At 61.8% G+C, this 23848-nt stretch carries 17 protein-coding genes and 1 tRNA gene; 11 read left to right on the top strand and 7 right to left on the bottom strand.

The genetic code is table 11. The features are described from left to right. Positions 1-146: 146 nt before the first annotated feature. Positions 147-220 (bottom strand) — tRNA-Arg (locus NG895_RS28495). Between the two features lie 239 nt (positions 221-459). Here NG895_RS28495 and NG895_RS28490 point away from each other — a divergent pair. Continuing rightward, a complete protein-coding gene (locus NG895_RS28490; protein ID WP_252855968.1) occupies positions 460-960 on the top strand; it encodes a DUF420 domain-containing protein in 501 nt (166 codons plus the stop codon). Positions 961-1672: 712 nt separating this feature from the next. After that, positions 1673-2362, top strand: coding sequence for a hypothetical protein (locus NG895_RS28485; RefSeq protein WP_252855967.1), 690 nt, complete (start codon positions 1673-1675; stop codon positions 2360-2362). Positions 2363-2402: 40 nt separating this feature from the next. Here NG895_RS28485 and NG895_RS28480 read toward each other — a convergent pair whose 3' ends face one another. The 6 genes from NG895_RS28480 to NG895_RS28455 all read right to left on the bottom strand — a co-directional run bounded on the left by NG895_RS28480 (position 2403) and on the right by NG895_RS28455 (position 8371). Further along, positions 2403-2864, bottom strand: coding sequence for a hypothetical protein (locus tag NG895_RS28480; RefSeq protein WP_252855966.1), 462 nt, complete (start codon positions 2862-2864; stop codon positions 2403-2405). A 149-nt stretch (positions 2865-3013) separates the two neighbouring features. Beyond that, positions 3014-3421, bottom strand: a complete 408-nt coding sequence (locus NG895_RS28475) for a hypothetical protein (RefSeq protein WP_252855965.1) — start codon at positions 3419-3421, stop codon at positions 3014-3016. Between the two features lie 149 nt (positions 3422-3570). Further along, a complete protein-coding gene (locus NG895_RS28470) occupies positions 3571-4767 on the bottom strand; it encodes a hypothetical protein (RefSeq protein WP_252855964.1) in 1197 nt (398 codons plus the stop codon). A 581-nt stretch (positions 4768-5348) separates the two neighbouring features. Continuing rightward, positions 5349-5843 (bottom strand): hypothetical protein, encoded by a 495-nt coding sequence (locus tag NG895_RS28465; RefSeq protein WP_252855963.1) that lies wholly within the window; start codon positions 5841-5843, stop codon positions 5349-5351. A gap of 386 nt (positions 5844-6229) precedes the next feature. Continuing rightward, on the bottom strand, positions 6230-7777 hold the full coding sequence (locus NG895_RS28460; protein WP_252855962.1) for a 2-isopropylmalate synthase: 1548 nt from the start codon (positions 7775-7777) through the stop codon (positions 6230-6232). 291 nt (positions 7778-8068) lie between these two features. Beyond that, positions 8069-8371 carry a Rho termination factor N-terminal domain-containing protein gene (locus tag NG895_RS28455; protein WP_252855961.1) on the bottom strand — a complete coding sequence of 101 codons (303 nt, stop codon included), beginning with the start codon at positions 8369-8371 and terminating at the stop codon, positions 8069-8071. Positions 8372-8686: 315 nt separating this feature from the next. On the opposite strand from NG895_RS28455, the gene NG895_RS28450 reads away from it, so the two are divergent. From NG895_RS28450 to NG895_RS28410, 9 genes are all read left to right on the top strand, one after another. Beyond that, positions 8687-11089: an outer membrane protein assembly factor BamB family protein gene (locus NG895_RS28450; protein WP_252855960.1), complete on the top strand. Its 2403-nt coding sequence runs from the start codon at positions 8687-8689 to the stop codon at positions 11087-11089. An 82-nt stretch (positions 11090-11171) separates the two neighbouring features. Next, positions 11172-12182, top strand: coding sequence for an AAA family ATPase (locus tag NG895_RS28445; RefSeq protein ID WP_252855959.1), 1011 nt, complete (start codon positions 11172-11174; stop codon positions 12180-12182). Positions 12183-12570: 388 nt separating this feature from the next. Then, complete coding sequence (locus NG895_RS28440; RefSeq protein WP_252855958.1) at positions 12571-13041, top strand: DUF6714 family protein; 471 nt, start codon at positions 12571-12573, stop codon at positions 13039-13041. Between the two features lie 222 nt (positions 13042-13263). Further along, entirely contained in the window at positions 13264-13542 is a 279-nt protein-coding gene (locus NG895_RS28435; protein WP_252855957.1) for a hypothetical protein, read from the top strand. A gap of 76 nt (positions 13543-13618) precedes the next feature. Next, entirely contained in the window at positions 13619-14521 is a 903-nt protein-coding gene (locus NG895_RS28430; protein WP_252855956.1) for a DUF58 domain-containing protein, read from the top strand. A gap of 309 nt (positions 14522-14830) precedes the next feature. Then, positions 14831-17098 carry a BatA domain-containing protein gene (locus NG895_RS28425; protein WP_341871482.1) on the top strand — a complete coding sequence of 756 codons (2268 nt, stop codon included), beginning with the start codon at positions 14831-14833 and terminating at the stop codon, positions 17096-17098. Further along, positions 17098-19404: a vWA domain-containing protein gene (locus tag NG895_RS28420; protein WP_252855954.1), complete on the top strand. Its 2307-nt coding sequence runs from the start codon at positions 17098-17100 to the stop codon at positions 19402-19404. Before NG895_RS28425 ends, NG895_RS28420 begins: the two co-directional genes overlap by 1 nt. A gap of 59 nt (positions 19405-19463) precedes the next feature. Then, positions 19464-22970: a coiled-coil domain-containing protein gene (locus tag NG895_RS28415; RefSeq protein ID WP_252855953.1), complete on the top strand. Its 3507-nt coding sequence runs from the start codon at positions 19464-19466 to the stop codon at positions 22968-22970. Positions 22971-23011: 41 nt separating this feature from the next. Next, positions 23012-23818: a hypothetical protein gene (locus NG895_RS28410; protein WP_252855952.1), complete on the top strand. Its 807-nt coding sequence runs from the start codon at positions 23012-23014 to the stop codon at positions 23816-23818. Positions 23819-23848: the final 30 nt, after the last annotated feature.

Here is a 23848-nt window from a genome sequence, read left to right as displayed (position 1 = left end):
GGCCTGGCATCGCCAGGCTGCCGAGGAGTCGACGAGTCGTTGAAAACCCCGGCGTTCCGGAACGCTCAGCAGTTCCTCTGCCCGCTGAAAAGCCGAAACGTGCGAGCACGCGCGACCCGACCATGTTGGTTGGCTCCGTGAGCAAATACCCCAGACTGGATTCGAACCAGTAACCTCTGCCTTCGGAGGGCAGCGCGCTATCCAGTTGCGCCACTGGGGCTCGTGAGGCCTGCTTCTCTCGTCTCGCGAACCGGGCTGAATCATGACAATCCAGTGCTCTCGACGGTTCGGAGAGAAAGCTCCTTGCCCCCAACTATACATCGGTGGGCCGAATTCGCAATTGGCCCCGTCCCATCTTCCATCCACAAGGCAGGCTTTCGGCAAGAATATGGGGTTCGTCCCTCGCGGCCGGTCGCCTAGAATCGGGGAACTTTCAGATCTCATTGGGCGGAGGCCACCATGGAGTTTCCCGGCATCGACGGATTTCTCGGCACGCGGGCGTCGCTGATGCTCGATGTGGTCTTCGTGGCCATGTTTGCCGTGATCCCGGTCATGGGCTTCAGCATCGCGGCTGCCCGGTACAAGCATCGCTGGGACCTGCATAAGAAGATTCAGCTTACCCTGGCCACCATCTTGCTGCTGGCCGTTGTGGCGTTCGAGGTCGATATGCAGTTCCTCACCGAGTGGGAACTGCGGGCCGAGCCTTCGCCGTTCTTCACGATCGAACAGAAGTGGTCCTCGCCGGTGGGCGTCTCGCTGCTTATCCACCTCTTCTTCGCCGTTCCAACGGCCTTTATCTGGATCTACGTCATCACTGGCGCCATCAAGCACTTCCCCAAACCCCCGACACCCGCCGCCTACAGCGCCCGCCACAAACTCTGGGGCCGCATCGCCGCCGGGGAAATGACCATGACAGCCGTTACGGGCTGGGTGTTTTACTACCTGGCGTTCGTCGCCTGAGGTTGCATCAGCGACATTCGAACTCTCGCGGAGCGCGTGGCGATCCGGCTACCCGTAGCTACCGTCGCCAAACGGTGGATCTCGCACCAAGCTAGTTTTGGGCCAACCTGGTTTTGGGCCAGTCTTGGGGACAAGCGATTCGTGGGCCCAAAACCCCGGGAGCATTGGGCGACCTCGATTTCAAAAACTCCTTGTATTCCAGGGTTACATCGCCGCGCAGTGGTCCAGAACCGGCTGCGTTGTTCCCCGCATGTCCCCCGGTGGACCAAAACTTCGAACTTGGCCCAAAACCCTCCTTGTGGCCGATCGCTCCGCCGATCGAGCGAAGCAGTCACCACCACGCTCGCTTGCAGGACGCATCTCGAGCGCGGCCAGCGTCTTCCGATCGCTCCGCCAACCCGTAGGTCCTCGGCAAGCAAGCCACCTACTCACCTACTCACCTACTCACCTACCCCCATCACCTACACCTAACACCACGCAACCCCATTGGATCACACGACCGCGCAATTTCCACCGCGACTTTTTTACAACGGCGATTTTGTGTAACTGCGAGTGAACCCGAAATCCTTACGCTGGATGACGGTAATGGACGACCACTTTGAATTGGCGATTCATCCATCAGCAAAAGGTTCGCCGGTACTTGCGGTCGAGCAGACGTGGTACGATCTAACCTGTGTGACTCGTCCATCTTCAACCTTCACCTGAACTCGTCATGCTGAAATACCTCATCCTGGCATTCCTCGCGCTCGTCATTTCAGTCCCCTTTGTCGCGAGCTACTTCTTGCCCTGGTGGGGGACGTTGCTGGTAATCATCGGCGAAGTGGTCCTGCTTGGCGTTGGCCTACCGGCGCTCCTGAAGTACGTCATCACGAAGTTCGCCAAAGGCCTGTTTGAAACCAAGTCGAAGGTACTCCGCAACGCGCAGGTGGAGATCCACGCGTGCGAGCTTACGACGAAGCCGGAGCGCGACGAACTCCCCGCCCCAGAGAATGATGATGAAGACAGCGAATTAGAAGGCGACGACAGTAGCGACCTGGAACCCAAAGTCGATCGCTACGTGCTGGTCGACTGTACCATTACGCCCGACCCACGGCACGCAGGGCCCATGACACACTGGGACCCCTTCGACTTCGCGCTCGCGCCGTATGGCAAGCCGATGGGCATCGAGCACATGGACGGCGACACAGAAGACGACGAGGGCAGCCTAGAATCGGTCAAGCTAACAGGACCGGATGGCATCGAGCAAGACGATAACGATTTTGGAAAAATTGCAGGCCCCATGCGTCTGCGGTTCATCTTTAGCTGCCCCGCAACGCTTACGGGCCGAGCGAAGCTGCGGTACTACTTCGAGGGGATCGGGGACATACAGTTGCCACAGCACGCCGCGGGGCATGCCACCTAAGCCGTCTGGGACTCCACGTGCCTCGCATTGTATTGCATCCTTACGATTCGTAGTGAATCTCTAGGTAGTTGAACTCAGCTTGACGTTGCCAGACGTAGACAGCGGTTGGGCCATAATCATAGAGGGCCAGCCCTTGGATTCTGACCGGCATGCTGGCGGCGTCCAGGTCCGACGACTTGATTGGAAGCGGTACTGGATTTGCTAAATGGTCGCTTTCTTCGATCTCTTTTGCAAGTGCATCAATCGAGGAAGCAATCTCTCGCAAGGGCACAGCTTCACAGCGTGAGCAGCTAATCGATTCGATCCAGTTCTCCTTGTAGGCTCCGTCGCCACGTTGGAGGATCCACGCCAGCGCGTCTTCGCGTGAATAGTCATCCGCGTCCCAAAGCCCACGAACAAACCGAACGTGACTACATTGCCAAGTGGGAGCATAGAACTCGACAAAACCGCAAGGCCCAATCGGCCGATTCTTCAGAACGTATGCGACTTCATTCAGGTTCATGACGCTGAACGACCAAGCTTACCGGACATGCGGCCGTATACGGTAGAGTCTTGAATGAACAAAGAATGCAGGACGAAGGAAAGGATGCTCGAAAGCCGAAGAGAGAGTGCACTCCGGTGGAACGCTGTGTAATATGGCATTGCTGAATACTACCCTCCCTTGCCCATGGATTTCCTGATCTGCTCGCTGTTATGAAACACAGACTCGACCAGTTCGGAGAGGTCTTCTGAACCAATCTGCGAATGTCCAATTCCAACTAGCTGATTGTGGAGAGAAGTATTACCCTCCTGCATCATTTCATTGTGTGCAGCTTGCATCATTCCTTCGGCGTACTTCCGACCTATACCTAGCCCGGAGAGTTGATCGGCAGCTAGTTTCTGAATTTCCTCTACATCCATGAAGCAGACGATGCGACCAACCCCAAATACATATCCATACATCGTGAATCCAAAAACCTCACACAACAGTTCGTCTTCGAGTTGCCATCGGCTGTCCGATGTTACCGCGACGGTTAAAGCTTCTACCTTGGACTTCGCCAATTCCGCCATAGCACTCATTATCAGTCCTCGATATCACCGCACAAACGAGAATTCTACGGCGCAGCGCCGCATAGCATTGGAGTGATAGCTTATCGCCGTCCAACAACCACAGCAAGCATCGACGAGAGCGGCTGAGGTGATGGTCACCGCGGGGAGTAGGCGAACTCTCAATTCAACCGAACCGCCCTGGCGATGCCAAAGGGGCCCGAGAAGAGTTGCGGTATTCTCCAGATCACCGTCATGTCGAACGCCGGTTTTGCCGCTTCGTCTTCCAGGTACTTCTCGTCGACGCCTTCAGAGCGAATTCGGTCAAAGTCAAGCAGCAATGTTGGTGGATCGTCGAGCACCTTGCGAAAGTTCACGCCTTTGCCCTTTGCGAGGTTGGGGTCCACCATTCGCACCCAAATGTTTGGCATTAGACGTTGCCCCGTCAACAGGCCTTCCAGTTGCTCCAGCATCGCCAGCCAGGCGTTGACCTGCTCTTCGCTCAGGGGTAAACCAAGCTGGTCCGTCTGCTTGGCGTGCGAAAGCCACTCGAAGTCGTCGTCGGTCTCGGAGCGGATGTGTCGCCACGTTTCGCGATTCAGCTTGCACACGGCCACCAAATGCAGGCGCATCCGGCGCAGGTGGGGTGCGTCCGCAATCTTCACGGCGTTAGGCCGCTTTTCGTCCTCTCGGTCCGGAGTCGCTCTCACCCGGGGAAAAACTCTCGCGACACGATCGGAGAAACCCGGCTCGACGTCAACGGCGCCGTAGGCCTCTGCCAGGGCGGACAGCGCGTGGCAGTAGGCCCGCAGCCACGCGACGTCTCCTCGGTCGAAGTGAATGCGAAAGTCGGGGTTCGCCTTCTGAAGATCCAGCGGGCCACCATTGAGTTTATTGAGCAATTCGAGCAACTGAGTCTGCTGCTCGCCGGTGCCGGTGAAATCGAGCGTGATGTCCGCCAGCCGCAGGCGCAGCTTGACGTTGTCGTCCTCAATGTCCGCCAGCGTCGCTTCGGCGCGAGCCAGGTCGGCGGCGAACAGTTCCAGCACGCGACCCAACTCGGCGTGAGTGATTTCGGCCGGGTCAGGGTTTTGCGGGACAGGAAGCCTTAGAAAGGGCTCGGTCGCGTTTTCGGACACGGCCCCGTATTCGTACAGCGCTTGCCCCAGGTTTTCGACGGCCCGGAAAAACTGAATCACGCCCAGCCCGAAGCGAGCCTCGTCGTCACCTGGGTTGGCATCCAGATGTACCAGCAAAGCGGTCTCGCCCTCGGCGAAGTCTCCTTCGTGCAGGAAACTCTCGGCCAGCGAAACCGGCTCTTTGGCGACACAGGTGGTTGCCAAACCAATAGCGGCTAGCAGCATGAATAGACAAGCCATTGGAGCCTCCGACGCCAAAGGACAGTTGCGCCTGCGAGTGAGCGCAAGCGTGGTTCTGGTTGGTTCTACCCGAGGTGAGTGGCGGAGGTTTCAAGTATCGGCCTCAATTTAGCTTTCACTGAGCGAAGGGACATCGAAGCGAACCGTGTGCGAAGCACAAGAGGTTGTGGCTACAAATGGATAGGAGAGAGTTTGGTGCCCAGGGCGGTGTGGCGGGGATAGGTTGCGGGCTTCGCCGCGTGCCACTGCTGGTTTATCGCCCTTTGCCACTCCAGGAAGCATGACCGCAGGCTGTGATGTATCGTGGCCGACAGGTTGCCGAGAGCCAGCAGTGCCCTCCACCCTTGGACTATTTCGACCAGTCCTAAACCCTGGAGTGGCACCCGTGCGGCTGAGACCGGCTGAGATGATGGTCACCGCGGGGAGGTTGCGACTGCAGGAAGTGACAGCGGATGGGCACACCGCTGTTGGTTGAAGGGCTGCCGACGAGTCCCACACACAACGTTGTTCAGTCGCCGGGCCGGACGCGCACACTGGACTGGCGGACCACACGTCGGGGACCGGTCCACTGTTGCGGCTCGTTATCCCGCCTCCGGGGTGCCGCGGAGGGCTCGGATGACAGCCAAGTACTCGGCGTTGCCGACCCCGACCTCCGCAAAAACCGGCCGGGATTCCCCGCCTTTGCGGTCGTACTGCTCGTCGGCCTCGTACAGCGTAACGATCTGCTCCGGGAACACATACTCCGCCGCCGAGTAGTCGTGTCGCCCGCTCCGCTCCCGTGAGGCGATCAGAGCAAACAATTCGGGCGCGGGCAGGTCAAAGACGTCACGGTCCTCATACCGACACTCGAGTAACGGCGTTCCGGACACTCCGATGAAGTTCACCAATCCTGACTCGCCGAAACTGACCTGCAGAGCTGCTTTGAAGTAGCAGTGGGTTTTCCGACCTTTGGCCAACCGCGGGAGGGCACCGGGCACACTGCCAACCGCCGCCTCGACGGCGTCGGGCGTCATCCCGAGATGAACCGGGCCGATGCCGATGTGCGGGACGATGTCGAATTGGATTGGAGCTGGCATGGTGGGATAACTTGTCATTTCGTCCGAAGCCCCTTCAGTAAGCAGAGTGCCATTCTATCGCGCTACTGCACGACTTCTCAAGCTAGCTGCTTCGCGACTGCATAGGAACGTTCCGACCCCAAAGCGCTAATGCTTCAAAGCCTGCGTCGGTTGTCACAACCGCTGTCAGATACGGCAAACTCCTGAAGATCACCCCGGGTAACATCCCGGCCGAATGCCGAAACCACATCGCGGCACAAATTCAATCCGTGCGCACCAGTGTCCGTGCGTGGCGGGTTCACGACGCTTCCAATGGCAACGTAGATCCTTCGGTCGCTTAGGCTCCCTCAGGATGACACAAAGGCCGGGGGCGACTCCGCGACCTCTGTGACTCCGTGGTTAATCCGTCACACCGTATCCCGATACACGGCCTCGGTCGGCTCGCCCGACGTCAGTGAGATCCGGTTCACGGCGTTCAGGAACGCCAGCGTGCTGGCTTCCACGGTGTCGGTGGAGACGCCGCGGCCGCGGTAGATGCGGTTCTGGTACTCCAGTTCGATGGTCGATTCGCCTTGGGCATCTTTACCCTGGCTCACGCTGTGCACGCGGTAGTCGCGCACCACGACCTGCGAGCCGGTGATCTTTTCGATCACGCGGAACAGGGCATCGAGCGGACCGTCGCCGCCGAAGAACGTGTCGGTTTGCTCCTCGTCCCCCTTGCTCAGGGTGACGGTGGCCGAGGGGATGCCCTCGCCTTCGAGCTTCAGTTCGTACCGCACCAACTTCCATTGGTCGTCGGCCGAGCTGACGCGTTTGTCGATCAGCGCGGCGATGTCCGAGTCGTACACCTCTTTCTTCTTGTCGGCCAGCTTCTTGAAGGCGTCGAACACCTCCTGCAGCTTCTCGCCCTCCAGGTGATAGCCGAGCGCCCGGGCGCGGTCGGCCAGGGCGGCGCGGCCGCTGTGCTTGCCCATCACCAGGTCGGTCTTGTGGAAGCCGACGTCCTCGGGCCGCATGATTTCGTAAGTGGTCGGATTCTTGAGCATGCCATCCTGATGGATGCCCGACTCGTGGGCGAACGCGTTGCGACCGACGATCGCTTTATTGCGCTGCACCTCGAGGCCGGTGACGCTCGATACCAAACGACTGGTGGGCACCAGGCGCGTGGTGTCGACTCGCGTGGTGTGGCCGTAGTAGTCGCTGCGAGTCTTGAGGGCCATCGTGATTTCTTCCAGCGAGCAGTTGCCGGCCCGCTCGCCGATGCCGTTGATGGTGCATTCGATCTGCCCGGCGCCGTTCTCCACGGCGGCCAGGCTGTTGGCCACCGCCAGACCGAGGTCGTTGTGGCAGTGCACGCTGATGACCGCCTTGTCGATATTCGGCACGCGATTCACCAGGTCGCGAATCACCCCGCCCATATGCGTGGGCGTGGCATAGCCCACCGTGTCGGGAATGTTCACCGTGGTGGCACCCGCTGTGATGGCGGCCTCGACCACTTTGCAGAGGAAATCCGACTCGGTCCGCGCGGCGTCTTCGGGGCTGAACTCAATGTTCGAGGTGTAACCCTTGGCCCGCTCGACCCCTGCCACGGCGCGGCGGATGATCTCGTCCTTATCCATCTTGAGTTTGAACTCGCGATGGATGGCACTGGTGGCCAGGAAGACGTGAATCCGCGGATCGTCGGCGTCTTTCACTGCTTCGGCGGCGCGGTCGATGTCTTTGTCGTTACACCGGGCGAGTCCACAGACCGCGGCACCCTTCACCGAGCGGGCGATGGCCTGCACGGCCTCGAAGTCGCCTGGCGAGGCGATGGGAAAACCCGCTTCGATCACATCGACCTTCAGATCCACTAGCGCCTGGGCAACCTCCAACTTCTCGGCCAGGTTCATACTGGCACCGGGAGATTGTTCGCCGTCGCGGAGTGTGGTGTCGAAGATAACGATATTGCGTGACATGGAAGGATTCGGGTTTTGAGGGTGAGTGGGAAACAGAAGGTCATTAAACAAAAAAACCCCGAGGCTGGGAGGCCTCAGGGTTTGGGAGTTTGCAGTGGAAAGTATGCAGGAACCCTAAGGCGTGCGCGGGGCAAGCAATAGTAGAACCAGGTTGAGAAGGGTGGCTGCATTCATGTCAGTAGGGTAGCTGACCCACCGGGACCGGTCAAGGTTCGCTGGGAAAATGCTCGGAATGCCCAGCCGCCACGCCTGATTTGCCGTGCCAGTGGCCCGTCCTGCGGATGACAACACCTACGATCGTCGCTTTCGGATCGCGGAAACCAGCTCGGCTTTCTTCATCTTGCTGCGTCCCTCGACATCGAGCTCCGAAGCCAGATTGCGGAGCTCCTCCACGGTGCGGTCCTCCAACTTGATGTTCGGGTTCCCTGTGCCTTGGGTCGTGCGATTCGAAGTTTCGCCAGACTGCCTGCGATGCTTGTTCACGGTCCGAGCGGCAATCTCCTCCGCTCGGTCCTCGCTACGGCCCCTATCCATGGCGCTTTGTTTTACGTGCTTGAATTGACGTTCGTCTTTGTTGGTCCAGGCTCGAGGCATCATAGTCTCCTTTCGCCGCCGTACGGCAATTGAGCAATGGAGTGGTCGAGTGGTGCCCGTTGCGGGTGACGCACGAGCAATTGCACGAATTCCAGAGGTCAGAACTCCAGCCCTCGACCGATTGATCAGATTGATGCAAATGGGGGACCGAAACCGTGAAGCAGCCGATGGACTCGAGGAGGGCCAATTCCGGCAAACTCTGTAATCGATGGCCTACGGTGGCCTAAATCGCCCATATCTCCCACGCACTTCCCGGGAACTAAGAACTTGCTGCACGCATCTAACCTCCCGACCCTAACCTGATATAATCCCCGCATGCACCGATTGCTGCCACTGCCGTTGCTGCTGCTGGCCTCGCAGGTTCTCGCCTTCGAGGAGTTCTGGCCTGTGCCCCCGGTGTCGACAACCGAAGCTCGCGTGCTGGCCGTCACGAGCAATGTCGAGCGCGAGCTGGCGCAGATCGACACGTTGGTCGAGGCGGGCGCATGGGGCGAAGCGGTCGACGCTCTGCTGCGGCTGTCGGACGAATCGGCCGACGAGATGCTGGCGATCACCGACAACTACTACCTGCCCGTGCAAACGGCAACCGGCATGCGAATCGCGCGGTGGCCCGCCGCAGGGCTGGCAGTATATCGCCAACGCGCCGATGCAGCGGCCCGGAGCCTCTACGAGCGGGGCATCCGCGAGCGAGACTCTCAGGCACTGGCGGCCGTGGTCGACGAGTACTTCGCCAGCAGTGCAGGCGACGACGCACTACTCGCCCTGGCCGACATGGCGCTCGAAGCGGGGCGCACGAACGAAGCTCGTGGCTATTTACTCCAGTTGTCTGCCGCCACGCTCGCGCCAAACGGTCTTCCGTGGGGCGTAGCCCTCGGCGAACTCGACCTCGAAGACAACAAGGTGCGAGACGCTGTTCTCGCACAGGTAACCTCAGCGAAGGTTCCAACCGACTCATCGCTGGTCTACCCCGATACGGACATTCCGGTGGCCGAAATCATGGCTCGACTGGCGATGGTGTCGATTCGCGAACGGGCGTTCGATCGCGCCGCGCGAGAGCTGGCCGTCCTGCAATTGGCGGATCCTACTGCCGAGGCAACGATTGGCGGCCGGCAAGCCAACCTGGCCGAGGCCCTCACGGCCACGCTGCAGGCGGCCCGCGAGTGGCCCGCTGCGGCGCCGCTATCCGACTGGCCCACTTTTGGTGGTAATGCCGCTCGCAGTGGCGTGGCCCAGTCGTTCGGCGACCTATCCCAAGTCGAGTGGCGTCGCCCGCTGGTAGAAGCCCCCACGCGTGTCGCCCAATCGCAAGTCTTGATTAACCTCAACGAGCGGTTTGCGCGCCCCGTCGCGATGGCGCCGAAGCAACTGTTCGTCTACCCACTATTTGCTGGCTCGGCCGTTACTATCGAGCAACAGGGGGAGTGGCTGGCCCTCGATCCCCAGACGGGCAAGCTGCTGTATGGCGAAACGGACGAGCCCCTGGCCGGCGAACAAGCCGACCAGCCCATAGCGCGAGTGGAGAATCGCAACAATCCCGTGCAACGCCCGCTGGGGCAAGCACAGCTGCAGCTCCGCGTTCAGGCCGGCGGCCGCGGTGGTGTGATCATCCAGAATGGCCCCGCCCAGCAGCGCATCATCATCCAAGGTCGGGCCGTGAATGGTCCTGTGGTGCTGGGCAACGCAATTCGCGGGTTTCAGTCGACGTATCTTCAGCCCGTACCACCGGCGGCCATCTCCGGTTCGCTGCTGTATCACGTCACTTCAGAGGACTCTCGGACGGGTGCACCACAGTACCGACTCGAAGCGACCGATCTGTCGGCCGAGGGGAAACTGCGACTGCAGATTGAAGCCGGCGAAGGCAGAGAGTTCAGCGGTCCGCCAGTTGTCACCGAGGAGCACATCTATCTGCCGCTGCGCGACGCTTCCGCCGGTGGCCGGATAGCCATGGCTTGTTACGCCCGCACTACGGGGCGGCCGCTCTGGCACTCGGAGGTCGCTTCGATCACAGCCGATGGTGCGGACCAGAGCGACGTACTCGTGGCGGGCGAAGGCATGCTGTATCTGTCGACCGATGCGGGCGTGATCGTGGCCGTGCGGGCGAGCGACGGACGCGTGATGTGGGCCCGCACCTACAAGCGATGGAACTCCATCAAGCCCAACGACCTGTCGCAGGTCACCAGTCGGCAGCACGGCACGGCCATGTTCGCCCCCGGCGCCCTGGTTTGCATGCCTTCGGACTCGCCGTCGCTGTTTGCGCTCGATCCGGTAAGTGGCCGCACCCTGTGGGTGAACGATCAGGCGTGGAGCGTAGACCAATTGCTGGGCGTGGCGGCCGGCCGGTTGATCGCCAGCGGACGCGAACTGTGGATGATCGATCCGGCGACCGGTCAAACGGAATTCCAGTGGCCCGATTCGCCCGCCGCCGGTGTGACGGGTAGCGGCCGTGGCTGCCTGGCCGGCGACGAAGTGTTCTGGCCCACCGAGCGCTCCATCCACGTGTTCAGCGCCGCCACGGGCCAGCAGACGCGCAATCCGATCGCCCTGGACAACTTGGGCGGCGTCGGTGGCGCCAATCTCATTCCCTGCGGCGACGGACTGCTGGTGGCCACCAAAAAGGAGTTGATCCTGCTGGGCGACAAACCTCCGGTCGCTCCGAAAACTCCGCCTGCCGAACCAAAACTCTCCCAATCCCTCCCACCTACCGACATTTATGACTGATGATCTATGATTGATGGAGCAATCCATCGAAGTCACTCCAGCGATCATTCTTCATAAGTTCAGAAACTCAGAAAACCAATCTATGCTTGGCGATAACGACCTCGACGACATTCGGCATCTGGGACAAACCTACGAGCGACTCACCTCCGAGCTCGGCAAAGTGATCGTCGGTCAGCACGACGTCGTCGAGCAACTGCTGATCGCCATGTTCGCCCGCGGTCACTGCCTGCTGGTGGGTGTGCCGGGCCTGGCGAAGACGCTGCTCATTCGCACGCTGGCCGATGCGCTATCGCTCAAATTCAGCCGCGTGCAGTTCACCCCCGACCTGATGCCAGCCGACATCACCGGCACCGAGGTAATTCAGGAAGACAAGTCGACCGGCACGCGCGAGTTCCGGTTTCTGGAAGGCCCGCTGTTCGCCAACATCGTGCTGGCCGACGAGATCAACCGCACTCCGCCGAAGACGCAAGCCGCGCTGCTCGAAGCGATGCAGGAGAAACAGGTCACCGCTGGGGGCAAACGCTACGCGCTGCCCGAGCCGTTCTTTGTGCTGGCGACCCAGAACCCCATCGAGCAGGAAGGCACCTACCCGCTGCCCGAGGCGCAGCTCGACCGGTTCATGTTCATGGTCAAGGTCGATTACCCGGACGCCGACGAGGAGCTGGCCATCGTCAAACAGACGACGGCCGACTTCGAAGCCACCGTGACCGAGGCCCTGACAGCCGAGGAGATCCTGAAGTTCAGCCACGTCGTACGGCGGATGCCCATCGCGGACCACCTGGCCAAGTATGCGATTGCCATGGTTCGCAAGACCCGCGTCTCGCGTGGCGCCGGCGACGAACTGGTGACCAAGTACATCAGCTGGGGCGCCGGCCCCCGTGCCAGCCAGTACCTGGTGCTGGCCGCCAAGGCCCGCGCGGCCCTAGCCGGCCGCCACTGCGTGGAGCGCGACGACCTGGAGGCCATCGCCCGCCCGGTGCTCCGCCACCGCCTGATCACCAACTTCAACGCCGAAGCCGACGGCATCACCACCGACGACGTGATCGACCACCTGGTGAAGACGACCAGCGTCGAAGCCGAATCGGCGGCCTAGGGTTTTTGGAATTAACCACAGAGGACACAGAGAGCACGGAGGAAGCAGAGAAAACAAAACCGCGATCGCGAACTTGTGTCATCCTGAGGGAGCCTAAGCGACTGAAGGATCTACGTGGCCATTGGAGGGATCATGAATTGGCCACGGATGAACACTGATGGTCACGGATTGTAGCAGGAGTTGTGTCGACCGAGAGAAGCTCCGAAGGAGCGAAATATGATAGCCCAGGGTAAGCGCCGGCGAGGTACGAGCCAAAGCGCCACCCTGGGGAGTAGAAATAGGTGCCTTCGCGGTCGAGTGGAAGATCGTCCAACAGCCGGCGTGTGACCGAGACCGCAATGAGCCGCGAGTTCCCGAGGATGCAGGGAGGAATAGAAGATAGAGGCTGATGAGTCCTCAAGAAGCCAAAGTACTGATTCAAGAGGCGTTTGCCGACACACCGCATCCTGGGAATGGGCGCAAAGATCTTGCCGTTGAAACCTATGATGATGAGGGAACTACGGAGCACTTTCGGTTCACGAAGTGGGAAGATCACAGCGTGGAACAATTGCGGCAACACAGTTCGTCGCTTTGCTTCTTCAGCAATGCAGCATTTCGTTATTTCCTGCCAGCCTACATGATAGCTGAGCTCGACGACCCGAGAGGAGCAGACATCATTGGTGAGTCCATTCAATACTTCCTCACTGAAAAGCCAAGCCACAAGAGGAAGCGGATTACCGTGTCCGAGCGAGGAAAACTTTTCAATCCCAAAGAACGTCAGGCAATTGCCGCCTTCCTGGAAGTCATGTTCGACCGATACCCCAGCCAAGGTACCATGTTGGCTTTAGAAGCTTGGAACAATTGGAAAGATGCCGAGTAAACTCTGTGACCTCTGTGACCTCCCTGGTTAGTACCAAAAGATGCCCGAAACCCTAAACTTCCTCAACCCCGCTGTGCTGGCCAAGCTCGAAGGCTTGCAGCTCCGGGCTGCGCGGATCGTGGAAGAGTACCGTCTCCAATATGCATTGCAGTGCCTATCCTTGCGAGGTGCAAAGCAAGCGGTTTGGATAATAGCAGCACATGGAGCAGTGAGGAGGAAGCGTTGGAAAATCGCCCGCAGCATACTCTGAGAATCAGCGGCAGCAATGTGGTTGGGGACAACGAATCGTTCCTACTGATTCTCGAGCCATGGGCGGATGAATATGTCGTGCAACCAGAGGACGACATCGAAATAGTAGCGATTGGTGATCCTGGAGCAGGGAGTTTCCGTGTAGCACCCCACGAGAAGTCACTGATAGTCTGGTTAGAGTTTCAGCACCCTGTCGACTTTCAATTCTGGAGGAATGGTGCTTTGGAGGACGAGTCGAATAACCCAGCCTGACGCCGCTATGAAATTCGCTCCGTGAACTCCGTGCCCTCCGTGGTTAATCCCTCACTGCATATTTGGTCTCTCCCCTATGCCCGAAACCCTCAACTTCCTCGACCCCGCCGTCCTGGCCAAGCTCGAAGGCTTGCAGCTCCGGGCTGCGCGGATCGTGGAAGGGTACGTGTCGGGGCTGCACCGCAGTCCCTACCAAGGCTTCTCGGTCGAGTTTGCCGAGCATCGCGAGTACGTGCCGGGCGACGATTTGCGGTATGTCGACTGGAAGGTGTTTGGCAAGACCGACAAGGTTTACTTGAAGCAGTACGAGGAGGAGACGAACCTCATCTGCTACCTGGTGCTCGACACCAGCGAGAGCATGCAGTACCAGAGCGAAATGGCCGCGATGAGCAAGCTGGAGTACGCCCAGTGCGCGGCGGCTTCGCTCGCGTACTTGGTGATCCATCAAGTCGATAGCGTGGGCCTGGTGACGTTCGACGACGCGGTGCGGCAACTGGTGCGGCCCAGTTCGAGCGCCACGCACCTGTCGCAGCTGATTGGTGTGATGGAGCAGGTCGAGCCGGTCCGCAAGACCCGCACGGGGCCGATCTTTCACGAACTGGCCGAGCGGCTTACCCGACGCGGCATCGTGTTTATTCTTTCGGACCTGTTTGACGACGCCGACGAGATGCTGGCCGGGCTGAAGCACTTTCGTCACCGCCGGCACGACGTGGTGGTGCTGCACACGCTGGACCCAGCGGAACTCGAGTTCCCGTTCCAGAACGCCACGATGTTCCACGGCATGGAGGAGCTGGGCGACTTGTTGGTCGAACCAGCCCAACTGCGGCGGGCGTACCAGGAAGAAATCAACCGCTTCACGGCCAAGGTGCGAGCCGGCTGCCTGGCCCAGGGCGCGGATTACGTCCAAGTGCGTACCGACATGCCGCTGGACGTGGCCCTATCAACTTACCTGGCCCATCGCCGCCGCCGGGTTCGCTGATCAACCACGGAGGGCACAGAGATCACAGATGAAACCGCGGAACTACTGCAGAATCAACTCGAATGTTAACATTTAGTTTTTGCCACGGATGAACACGGATGAAACACGGATCTCCTGAATCTGTACCGCGGCACAATTGCGGTCTCGATTGCGCTCCGGCTAATGGAGAATCTCCCACTCGACCGCCGTTTGTCACCTTCATCAACCCAGGGTGGCGCTTCGGCTCGTCCCTCGCCTCCGCTTACCCTGGGCTATCGAAGTTCGTCCCTACGGGACTGTCATTGAACAACGTCCCCACTACTCCAATCCGTGCCCTCCGTGGTTAATCTCCCTTCACCACCCCTAGCCTTCGGATTCGGCAACCTCGCCATGCTTGGTTGGTTGGGGGCGGCGGCTGCGCCGATTTTGATTCACCTGTGGATGCGGCACACGCATCGCGACACGCGGTGGGCGGCGATGGAGTTCCTGCGCGAGGCGATCAAACGTAACGCCCGGCGGCTGAAGCTGCAGCAGTGGTTGCTGCTGGCCGTGCGAACCTTGCTGCTATTGCTACTGGCCCTGGCAGCGGCCAAGCCTTACTTGAGTGGCTGGAACATCCTGACCGGAGGGCCCCAGGTGCATCGCATCCTGGTGCTCGACGGATCGATGTCGATGCAGTACACCGCGGGCGACCAAAGCGTGTTCGAACGTGCCAAGCGTTTGGCGGCCGAAACGCTGGACGAAGGTCGGCCAGGCGATGTTTACTCGTTAGTCGTGCTATCCGATCCGCCGCAAACCATCGTCGCCGGCCCGGTGGCCGATGCCCGCCGGGTGAGCGCTCAGCTCGCATCGCTCGAGCCCACCTATGGCAGTGGTACGCTGGCCGACACGCTGACCACCGTCGATACCCTGGTCTCCGAGGCCACCGCGGCGCAGCGCGATCTGGCCGCCCACGAAGTGCTGCTGTTCACCGACCTGACCGCAGGCACCTGGCGCGGGGCCACCGCGGGCACCGCCACGGCCGAACAGGTGGAGAAACTCGGCGAGCGGGCGAAGCTCACCGTGGTGGACGTCGGTGCGGTGGATCCCGCCAACGTAGCGGTCAGCGACCTGCGCATCGCCGGCACCTTGGCCACGACGGTCGAGCCACTGCTGGTGGAGTGCGACATCACCAACCACGGCCCCGCAGCCGCCTCCGATGTGGTGGTGCAACTCATCGTCGGCGGCACCAGCGTCGACGAACAAACCGTCTCGCTACCCGCCGGAGGCCATACGACCCTGTCGTTCGACGCCCGCTTCTCGCAGCCCGGTTGGCAGGCAGTGGCCGTGCGGACCACCGGCGACAACCTGGCGGCCGACGACGAGGCGTGGCTGGCCGTGGATGTTCGCCAACGGGTGCGGGCCCTGCTGGTCGAAGGCCAGCCCGGTGCCGCCCGCTACCTGCGTCACGCCTTGGAACCGGGCGGCGGTACTTCGCCCATCGAGGCAACCGTCGTGCCCGAAGGGGCGCTGGTCGATACGCCGCTGGACGACTTTGAAGCCATCTTTCTATGCAACGTGGCGCGACTGACCCAGAGCGAAAGCGAACTGCTCAATCGCTACACCGAACGGGGCGGCACGCTGGTATTCTTCTTGGGCGATCGCGTGCTGCCCGAGGCGTACAACGAAGTGCTTGCTCGCGCAGATCGTCCGCAGCCACCGCGGACATCGCCACTACTGTACACGGGCGATGCTCCGCAGATGAACCTCATCCAGAACACCAACAACCCCACGGCGGACGAGGCCACCGATAGGTTGTTGCCCGCCACGATTGGACCACTCAAGTCCTCCGGCACCAGCGGCATCAATCCGCTCGACTACCAGCACCCTATCGCCGCGGCATTTCGCGGTAGCGAACGAGCCGGGCTGCTCTCGACACCCGTCTCGCGATACTTCGAACTGGTGCCGGACGAAGATGCCGAGGTGGCACTCGCGCTGCCGACGGGCGATCCGCTATTGGTCACTGCCGCCCACGGTCGCGGTATGGTGGCCGTGGTGGCGACGTCGGCAACGCTCGACACGGTGGACGCGGCCACATCGCAGCCCTGGACCATGCTGCCAGCCTGGCCAAGTTTTTTGCCCATCGTCCGCGAGCTGGTGGCCTACGGCATTGGCGAGAGTCGCGGCCACAACGCGCGGACCGTGGGTGAATTGCTCGATGGTACGCTACCGGCAAGTTGGCCAGAGAACATGATTCGCGTCACCCGGCCGGACGATCGCACCGATTCGGTGCCCGTCGAGCGGACTTCCGGCGGAGCGAAGTGGGATTACAACTCGAGCGACCGGCCCGGTGTGTACACCGTGGCGGCCGAACAGGGAGAGAAAACCTTAGCCGAAGTGGCGGTGAACGTGCCGGTAAGCGAGAGCGACCTGACGCGAATCGACGCCACGATGCTGCCGTCGGCCTTCACGGTTCACACGGCGACCACCGACCTGGGCGACGTGAGCGGTGAGCTGGTGACCGATACCACGCTGCATCGCACGCTGCTTTATGCAGTGCTCGCGCTATTGCTCATCGAACCGATCATGGCTTGGGCGTTTGCCGGGAGGGCTGCCTGATGCCAGACCAATCCATCGATGCTGCCCAGCAGACGCAGTGGCAACTCGAGACACACTGGACCTGGGCGCCGTGGTTCACGGTGCTGTTTGTGGTGGCCGTGGTGCTGGGCGTGGTCTATTTGTACTCGCGTGAGAACTCTCCCGCTGGCCCAGTGTATCGCGGCCTGCTGGGTGTACTGCGACTGACAACCATCGCCCTGGTGCTGGTGATGCTGAGCGAGCTGTTGCTGTCGGCCACCCGCAGCGGCCTGCCACGCCTGGTGGTGCTGCTGGATACCTCGGCCAGCATGGGACTCGAGCAGCCGGGCGATGCGCGCAGTCGCGAAACGCGTTTGCAGGCAGCCCGCGAACTGTTTCTCACCAACAATGCCGAGCTGATCGAACAGTGGCAACAGACCTATGTCGTCGATTTCGCCGCGGTGGCCGATGGCACGCAGCGCATCGAAGCCGGCGACACGGCGGAAATTGCCGAGGCGCTGGCCAACCTCACGACAGATGGTACGCAAGCGTCTCAATCGCGACTGGGCGATGCCGTGGCCGGGGCAATCGACGCCCGCCAGGGCACGCTGCCAGCAGCCGTGGTGATCGCCACCGACGGCCGAACCACCGCCGGACGATCGCTGGACGAGGTCCGCGAACTGGCCCGGCGACGGGGCGTGCCAATCTACGCGGTGGGCTACGGTGCCACCAACGCCCCGCCCGATGCGCGGCTCACCAACCTGCTGGCCGACCGCCGGGCGTTTGTGGACGACCTGGTGGCCATTGGCGTGACGCTCGAGACCACCTCGCTGGCCGGCAAGTCGATTACCGTGAAGGTTCGCGATACAGCCACCGGCAATGTCGCTGCCGAACAGACGGTGAACATTGCGGACGATTCGTCCATCGACCCACTGCAACTGGTGGTGAAGCCCGAGCATCAGGGGGAGACCACCTACGCCATTGAAGCGGACGTGGTCGATGGCGAACGCGACACCGAGAACAACCGCCTGACGCACGTGGTCGACGTCCGCGACGACCAGGTCCGCGTGCTGCTGGCCGGCGGTTATCCCAACTACGAGTTCCGCTACCTCAAGAACTTGCTGGATCGCGATTCGTCGTTCAAGCTGACCAGCTACATGCAGGAAGCCGATCTCGACTACGCCACGCAAGACGCCTCGGCGATTGCCACGCTGCCGGTAGATGAGCAAGCACTCGACGATTTCGACGTGCTGGTGCTGCTCGACCTCAATCCGCGGTTGCTGCCTCCGCGATGGTGGCAGAATGTCGAACGCCACGTGGCGGAGCAGGGCGGGGGACTCGTGCTGGTGGCCGGGCCTCGGCACTTCCCCTGGCAGTACGCCAGCAACAGCCCGATCGCCACGCTCTCGCCAGTGGAACTTCGCTCGGCAGGCCGGGCCGGCGGCATGTACGATGCGGGCTTCGACCTCGAACTTACCCCACTGGGGCTCGATACGCCCGCCATGCAGCTAGGCGCCACGCCGGCCGAGTCGGCCGCCATCTGGCAGCAGTTGCCACCATTCTACTGGTACGCGAGCGCCGAGAACTTGAAGCCGGCCGCCCGGGCGCTGGCCGTGCATCCAACGGCCCGCGGGGCCGATGGGTCGCCACTGCCTCTGGTGGCCACACAATACGTGGGCGCAGGGCGCGTGTTGTATCACGGTGTCGACTCCACCTGGCGGTGGCGTTTCCGCGTGGGCGACGTGTTCTTCGCTCGCTACTGGGGGCAAACACTTCGGCAGTTGGCGCGCACCAAGCTGCTGGAGGGCAACGAGGCAGCCGAGATCCTGGTCGACCGAGAAGAATACGACCTGGGACAACCCGTGCGACTTGGACTGCGGCTCGATGGCAAAGAACTGGCAACGCTCGATCGGCAACTCGAGCTGTTGCTAACAACCGAGGGACAGCCTAATCGCAGGGTGCCACTGAGCGCCAGCCGCATCTCGGCGGGGCAGTTGCAGGCCACGGTCAGCGATCTTCCGCCCGGGCACTATCGCGTTTCGGTAGCGGGGGGCGGACTAACCGAGTTGCCGACCGCCGGCGAGTTCACCGTGCTGGCCCCGCCCGGCGAGTTGGCCGACACCACCATGAACCAGGCAGCGCTCAAGCAACTGGCCGATGCGACCTATGGCAAGTTTTACACCGCAGACACCGCCGCCGAGTTGGCTGGCGACCTGCCGGTCGGCGATCGAGTTCCGCTGGAAGTCATGCCGCCGGTAGAGCTATGGAACCGCTGGTGGATGCTGGCCGCCATCACCGCCTGCCTGTCGACCGAATGGATTTTGCGTAAACGCCGCGCCATGCTGTAGCATGATAGTAAAACGCGGTCGGCCGTCACTAACCGATTAACGACTCCCTCCAGCCCTTTATGCATCCACTTCAGCAACGCGTCGGCCAGATACGTCAGTGGTGGAACCGCCGCGCGCTGGTGGAGGTGTGCTGCTGGATTCTGGCAACGGCCATTGCGATCGTGCTAGCGTTGGGCCTGGTCGACTACTTGGTACGAGCCACGGACCGTGGGCTGCGCGTGCTGCTATCCGTGGCCCTGGTGCTGGCCATTGGTGCGGCTGCCGTGCGACTGATGCGTTGGTGGCGGAAGCAAACCTGGAACGAAATGGGCGCGGCCCAGGCCTTGCAGCGGGCATTTCCGGCGTTGGGCGACCGCCTGGCCAGCTCGCTGGAGTTCCTCCGCCAGGAGGAAGACGACCCAACGGCCGGCTCGGCCCCGCTGCGACGGGCGGTGGTAAGCGAGGCAACCTCCGAACTGGAAACGATGCCAGCCGAGCAAGTGGCTCAACGACGCGGCACCAACCGCGCCGTGGCCGTCGCGATCGGTGCGCTGCTGGTCGCTGGGATCGTAGCGGTGGCCGCACCGCAGTCGACCCTCACGGCGACGCAACGCTTGCTTGGGCCTTGGAACAATGTGGAATGGCCACGACAGAACGACCTGGCATTTGTCGATCCACCCGCGCTATTGGCCCGCGGCGACGCATTCGAGGTGTCGCTGGTCGACGAAGGCAACAGCCTGCCGGCGGACGTGGCCATCGAGTACCGCTACCAGGTGGATGGCCGCCGGCGTACCGAACAAACCTGGATGCAACGAGTCGGCAACACCATGGTGGCCCGTCGCGAGAACGTGCGGCGCTCGTTCGAGTTCCGCGCCACGGGGGGCGACCACCATTCGATGCAATGGAACAAGGTCGAGGTGGTCGATCGCCCTACGCTCGGGCAGCTAGTCGTAACGGTGCATCCTCCCGCGTACAGCGGCCTCGATTCCGGTGTGGCGAGTGCCAATACGCGACTGCTGTCGGGCTCGTCGATCGAGCTGACGGCCTCTGCCAGTGAAGCGCTCTCCAAGGTCGAACTGCAGCTTGAAGACGAGGAACCACTTACTGTCGAGATTGCTGGCGACGACGCGGCAGACGTTCATTTGCCGAATGGTAACTGGACGCCTCGGGCGGAATCTGGAACCCGACCACTGCGTGGCGTGCTGAAGCTGGTGGCGAAGAGTGGGCTCTCCGGCGAGGTGACACTGCCCCCGCTGGAGGTTGTGGCCGATCAGCCGCCCGAAGTGGCCTGGCAGCAGCCCAGCGAAGACTTGTTCGTCGTGCCAACGGCGCAGGTGCCGGTGGCAGCACAAGTGAGCGACGACCTGTCCATCGCCCGCATCGAACTAACGGCCACGGCCGCAATGACCGGCGATGAGGCGCCACCGGAGCCATGGGAAACACCGCTGTTTGACCCCAAAGCTCAGCCACCGCAGCGCGATGCGCTGGCAGCCGATGGCCAACCACTCGACAGGCAAACGACCGAGTACACGTTGGAGGTCGCCCCGCTGGAACTCGCGCCCGGCACCGTGCTGGAACTGACGGTGCGGGCGACGGACTTTGCGGGCCAATCCGGCAGCACACCGACGCCCCGGCGACTGAGCATCATCACGGCCGCCGAGCTCGATTCGCGACTCGCTGGCGATCAGGCGGAGATTCTCCGTCTGCTGGAGCAAGCGCTAGCCGACGAGCGACTCGCCCGGCAGCAAGCCTCTGATGTGGCCGCGAGCGATCCAGCGAGCCGCCCCGCGCTCGATGGGCTGCTGAACACTCGCCTCACCCAGCAAGGAGTACGCCGCACGCTGACCGAAAAGTCGGCCGGTGTGGTCGATCGCTGTGATGCGCTCATCGACCGCCTGGCGATGAATCGGGTGTCGCACCCCGAGTTGGTCACGCAGCTCCAGCGGATCATCGACGTGGTCTCTACGTTGGGCAAGGGACCGCTGCCGGCAGCCGAGCAACAGTTGACCGAGCTTCGCAAAACGGTCGAGTCGCTCGCCAATCGAGCAGTCTCGGCCAACGAGGAGCAACAACTCACCAGTGAATTCAACTCGCTCGACGCTACGCAGCAAGAAATCATCGCGGCCCTCGAACAGCTCATCGACGAAGCGAACGCCTGGTCGGACACCGATCGGTTTATCCGCGAGCTGGCGCGGCTGGAGCAGGAAGAGCGCGAACTCCGCGAACGATCACTCGAGTTGTTACGACGGAGCTTCGAGTCGCGAACCAACCGCGACGTCGCCCCGCCCGACCAACAGGAGATCGATCGTCTGACAGCCGCTCAGGCCGACCTGGCCCGGCGGTTTGACAAGATGACGCAGGCGATGAACGAAATGGCCGGCAGCGAATCGGTAACCAGCGACTTGGCCGCGCGGCTGCAGGATGCCGTACAGGCGGCCGAGTCGGCCAACCTTTCGGCTCAACTGGCCGATGCTTCCCGCGAGCTGAACCAGGAGCAGTTTGGCCGCGCTGCCGAAACACAGGAGTCGGCTGCCGACGCCCTCCGCGAGCTGGTGGATCGCTTGCGCGACCGCGCCCCCACGGATCCCGGCGAGCTGGCCTCGCGGCTTCGCGATCTGCAACGACAACTCAACGAACTGGCTCAACAAGCCAACGATGCCGCGGAGCAAGCCAACGAAGCGCAGCAGAACCAGCAGCGTGACGAATTGGCCAAGAAATTGGAGCAACTCTCCCGCGAACTCAATCGCCTCACTGCCCAGGCGGCCAGCCAAAGTGCACAAAGCGCCAGCGCCAACTCGGCCCCCAAGCCGGGTGAGTCGAAACAGCAGTCGAAGCAAGACATGGAGCAGGCGAAGAAGGACATTGAGCAGGCTCAGCGAGAGCTCGCGCAGCGGATTGCGGAACTGGAAGGCGAGCGGCAGCAACGCTTGCTGGAACGACTGGCCCAAGTGCTGGACGACCTGATTCCCCGCCAGCAGGTCGCGCTCGAAGATACGCTGAAGCTCGATGGAGCTCGCGATACGTCTGGGGCGCTCGACCAGCAACAAGTCGAGCAGGCTGGCAAACTGGCCACCACGGAAACACAAATCGCCCATGAACTGGAAGATGCCATGGCCGATGTCGAGAAGCGGGCCGTGTTCCAACTCGCGCTGGGTGGCGCGGCGGGAGATATGCGGCAAGCGGCCAGTGCGTTGGAATCCGCCGAAACGGGCCGCGTCACGCAAAACCTGGAGCTAAACGCACTGGCCCGCATGCGTCACGTGCTGGATATCTTGCGAGATCCCCCTCCGCCGCCCCCCGAAGATGACCAATCGTCCGAAGGCGGAGGCAGTGGCGGCGGTGAGCAGCCCCCTCAGCAGCCGCCACTGATTGAGCTGGCAGAGGTAAAAATGCTACGTTGGTTGCAGGTGGAGCTGAACAGTCGCACCCGGCAATTTGAGGCCGATTTGGCAGATAATCCCAATACAGCGGCCGAAAAACGGGAGGCCGCCCGCCGATTGGCTGACGAACAGCAGCGGCTGGAGGAACTGGTCCGCGAAATGATGCGTCGTAATAATAGAAACATGCAGCGGCCGGTCGACCTATAATGTCAGGCGAACTTCACGTCCCATCGCGAAAAGGAAACTCCATGCGATCAGGTGCACGACAACTCGTTCTAACTGCAGCCGTCCTGGCCATCGGATTGGCCACCGCCGGCGAACGTCTGCAGGCCGCCCCCACGCCCGCCAAGCCGAAGGCGCTGGAGGACCTTGGCGACTCGCTGCTAGACGATGCGATCTTGGGCGACTTGATCGACTCGGCCCGCGACAAGAAGGGCGACTCGAAGAAGACCGAGAACAAGCCCCAGCCCCAAGAGAGCTCCCCCCGTCTGGTGCCGAAGGTCGACGAACTGCGGCGGATGCTCGATCCGCCGAAACAGCCCGCGCCGGCCGAAGGCGAGGACGTGGGCGAATCGCCGCTGGCTCGCATCTCGGGACGCATGGCCTCGGCCAGCCAGTTGATCGCCAAGCAGAACCTGAATGGCGAGACCCGCGAGGTGCAGGAGGAGATTGTCTCGGAACTCGACCGACTGATCGAGAAGCTCAACAAGCAATGCCAAAACTGCAAGAAGGGGGGCCAGTGCAATAAGCCAGGCAGTCAGCAGACGCAGAGCTCGACCCCCAAGCCAGGCGCAAGCAAACCGAGCGCCAGTCAGGCGAAGAGCGCCGGCGCTACTGAGTCGCGCGTGTCAGCCGGCGGTGGTGGCGAGGCCCAGCCTGGCGAAGTAGCCGACGGCGAAGTCGTCAAGCAACTGTGGGGACAACTGCCCGAGCGGCTGCGTCAGCAATTGCTGCAATCGACGGCCGATGAGTTCTTGCCGAAGTATCGTGCCGAACTGGAGCAGTACTTCCGCCGCCTGGCCGAAGAGCAGGGCACCCAGGCACCAAGTGAATAACGACCGCACGCTCGCAATAGTCAGGAGGCG

Origin of the sequence: Aeoliella straminimaris (genome assembly GCF_024054565.1) — a bacterium.
In the GTDB taxonomy this organism is placed as follows: domain Bacteria; phylum Planctomycetota; class Planctomycetia; order Pirellulales; family Lacipirellulaceae; genus Aeoliella; species Aeoliella straminimaris.
This window is presented reverse-complemented; position numbering and strand designations above follow the sequence as displayed.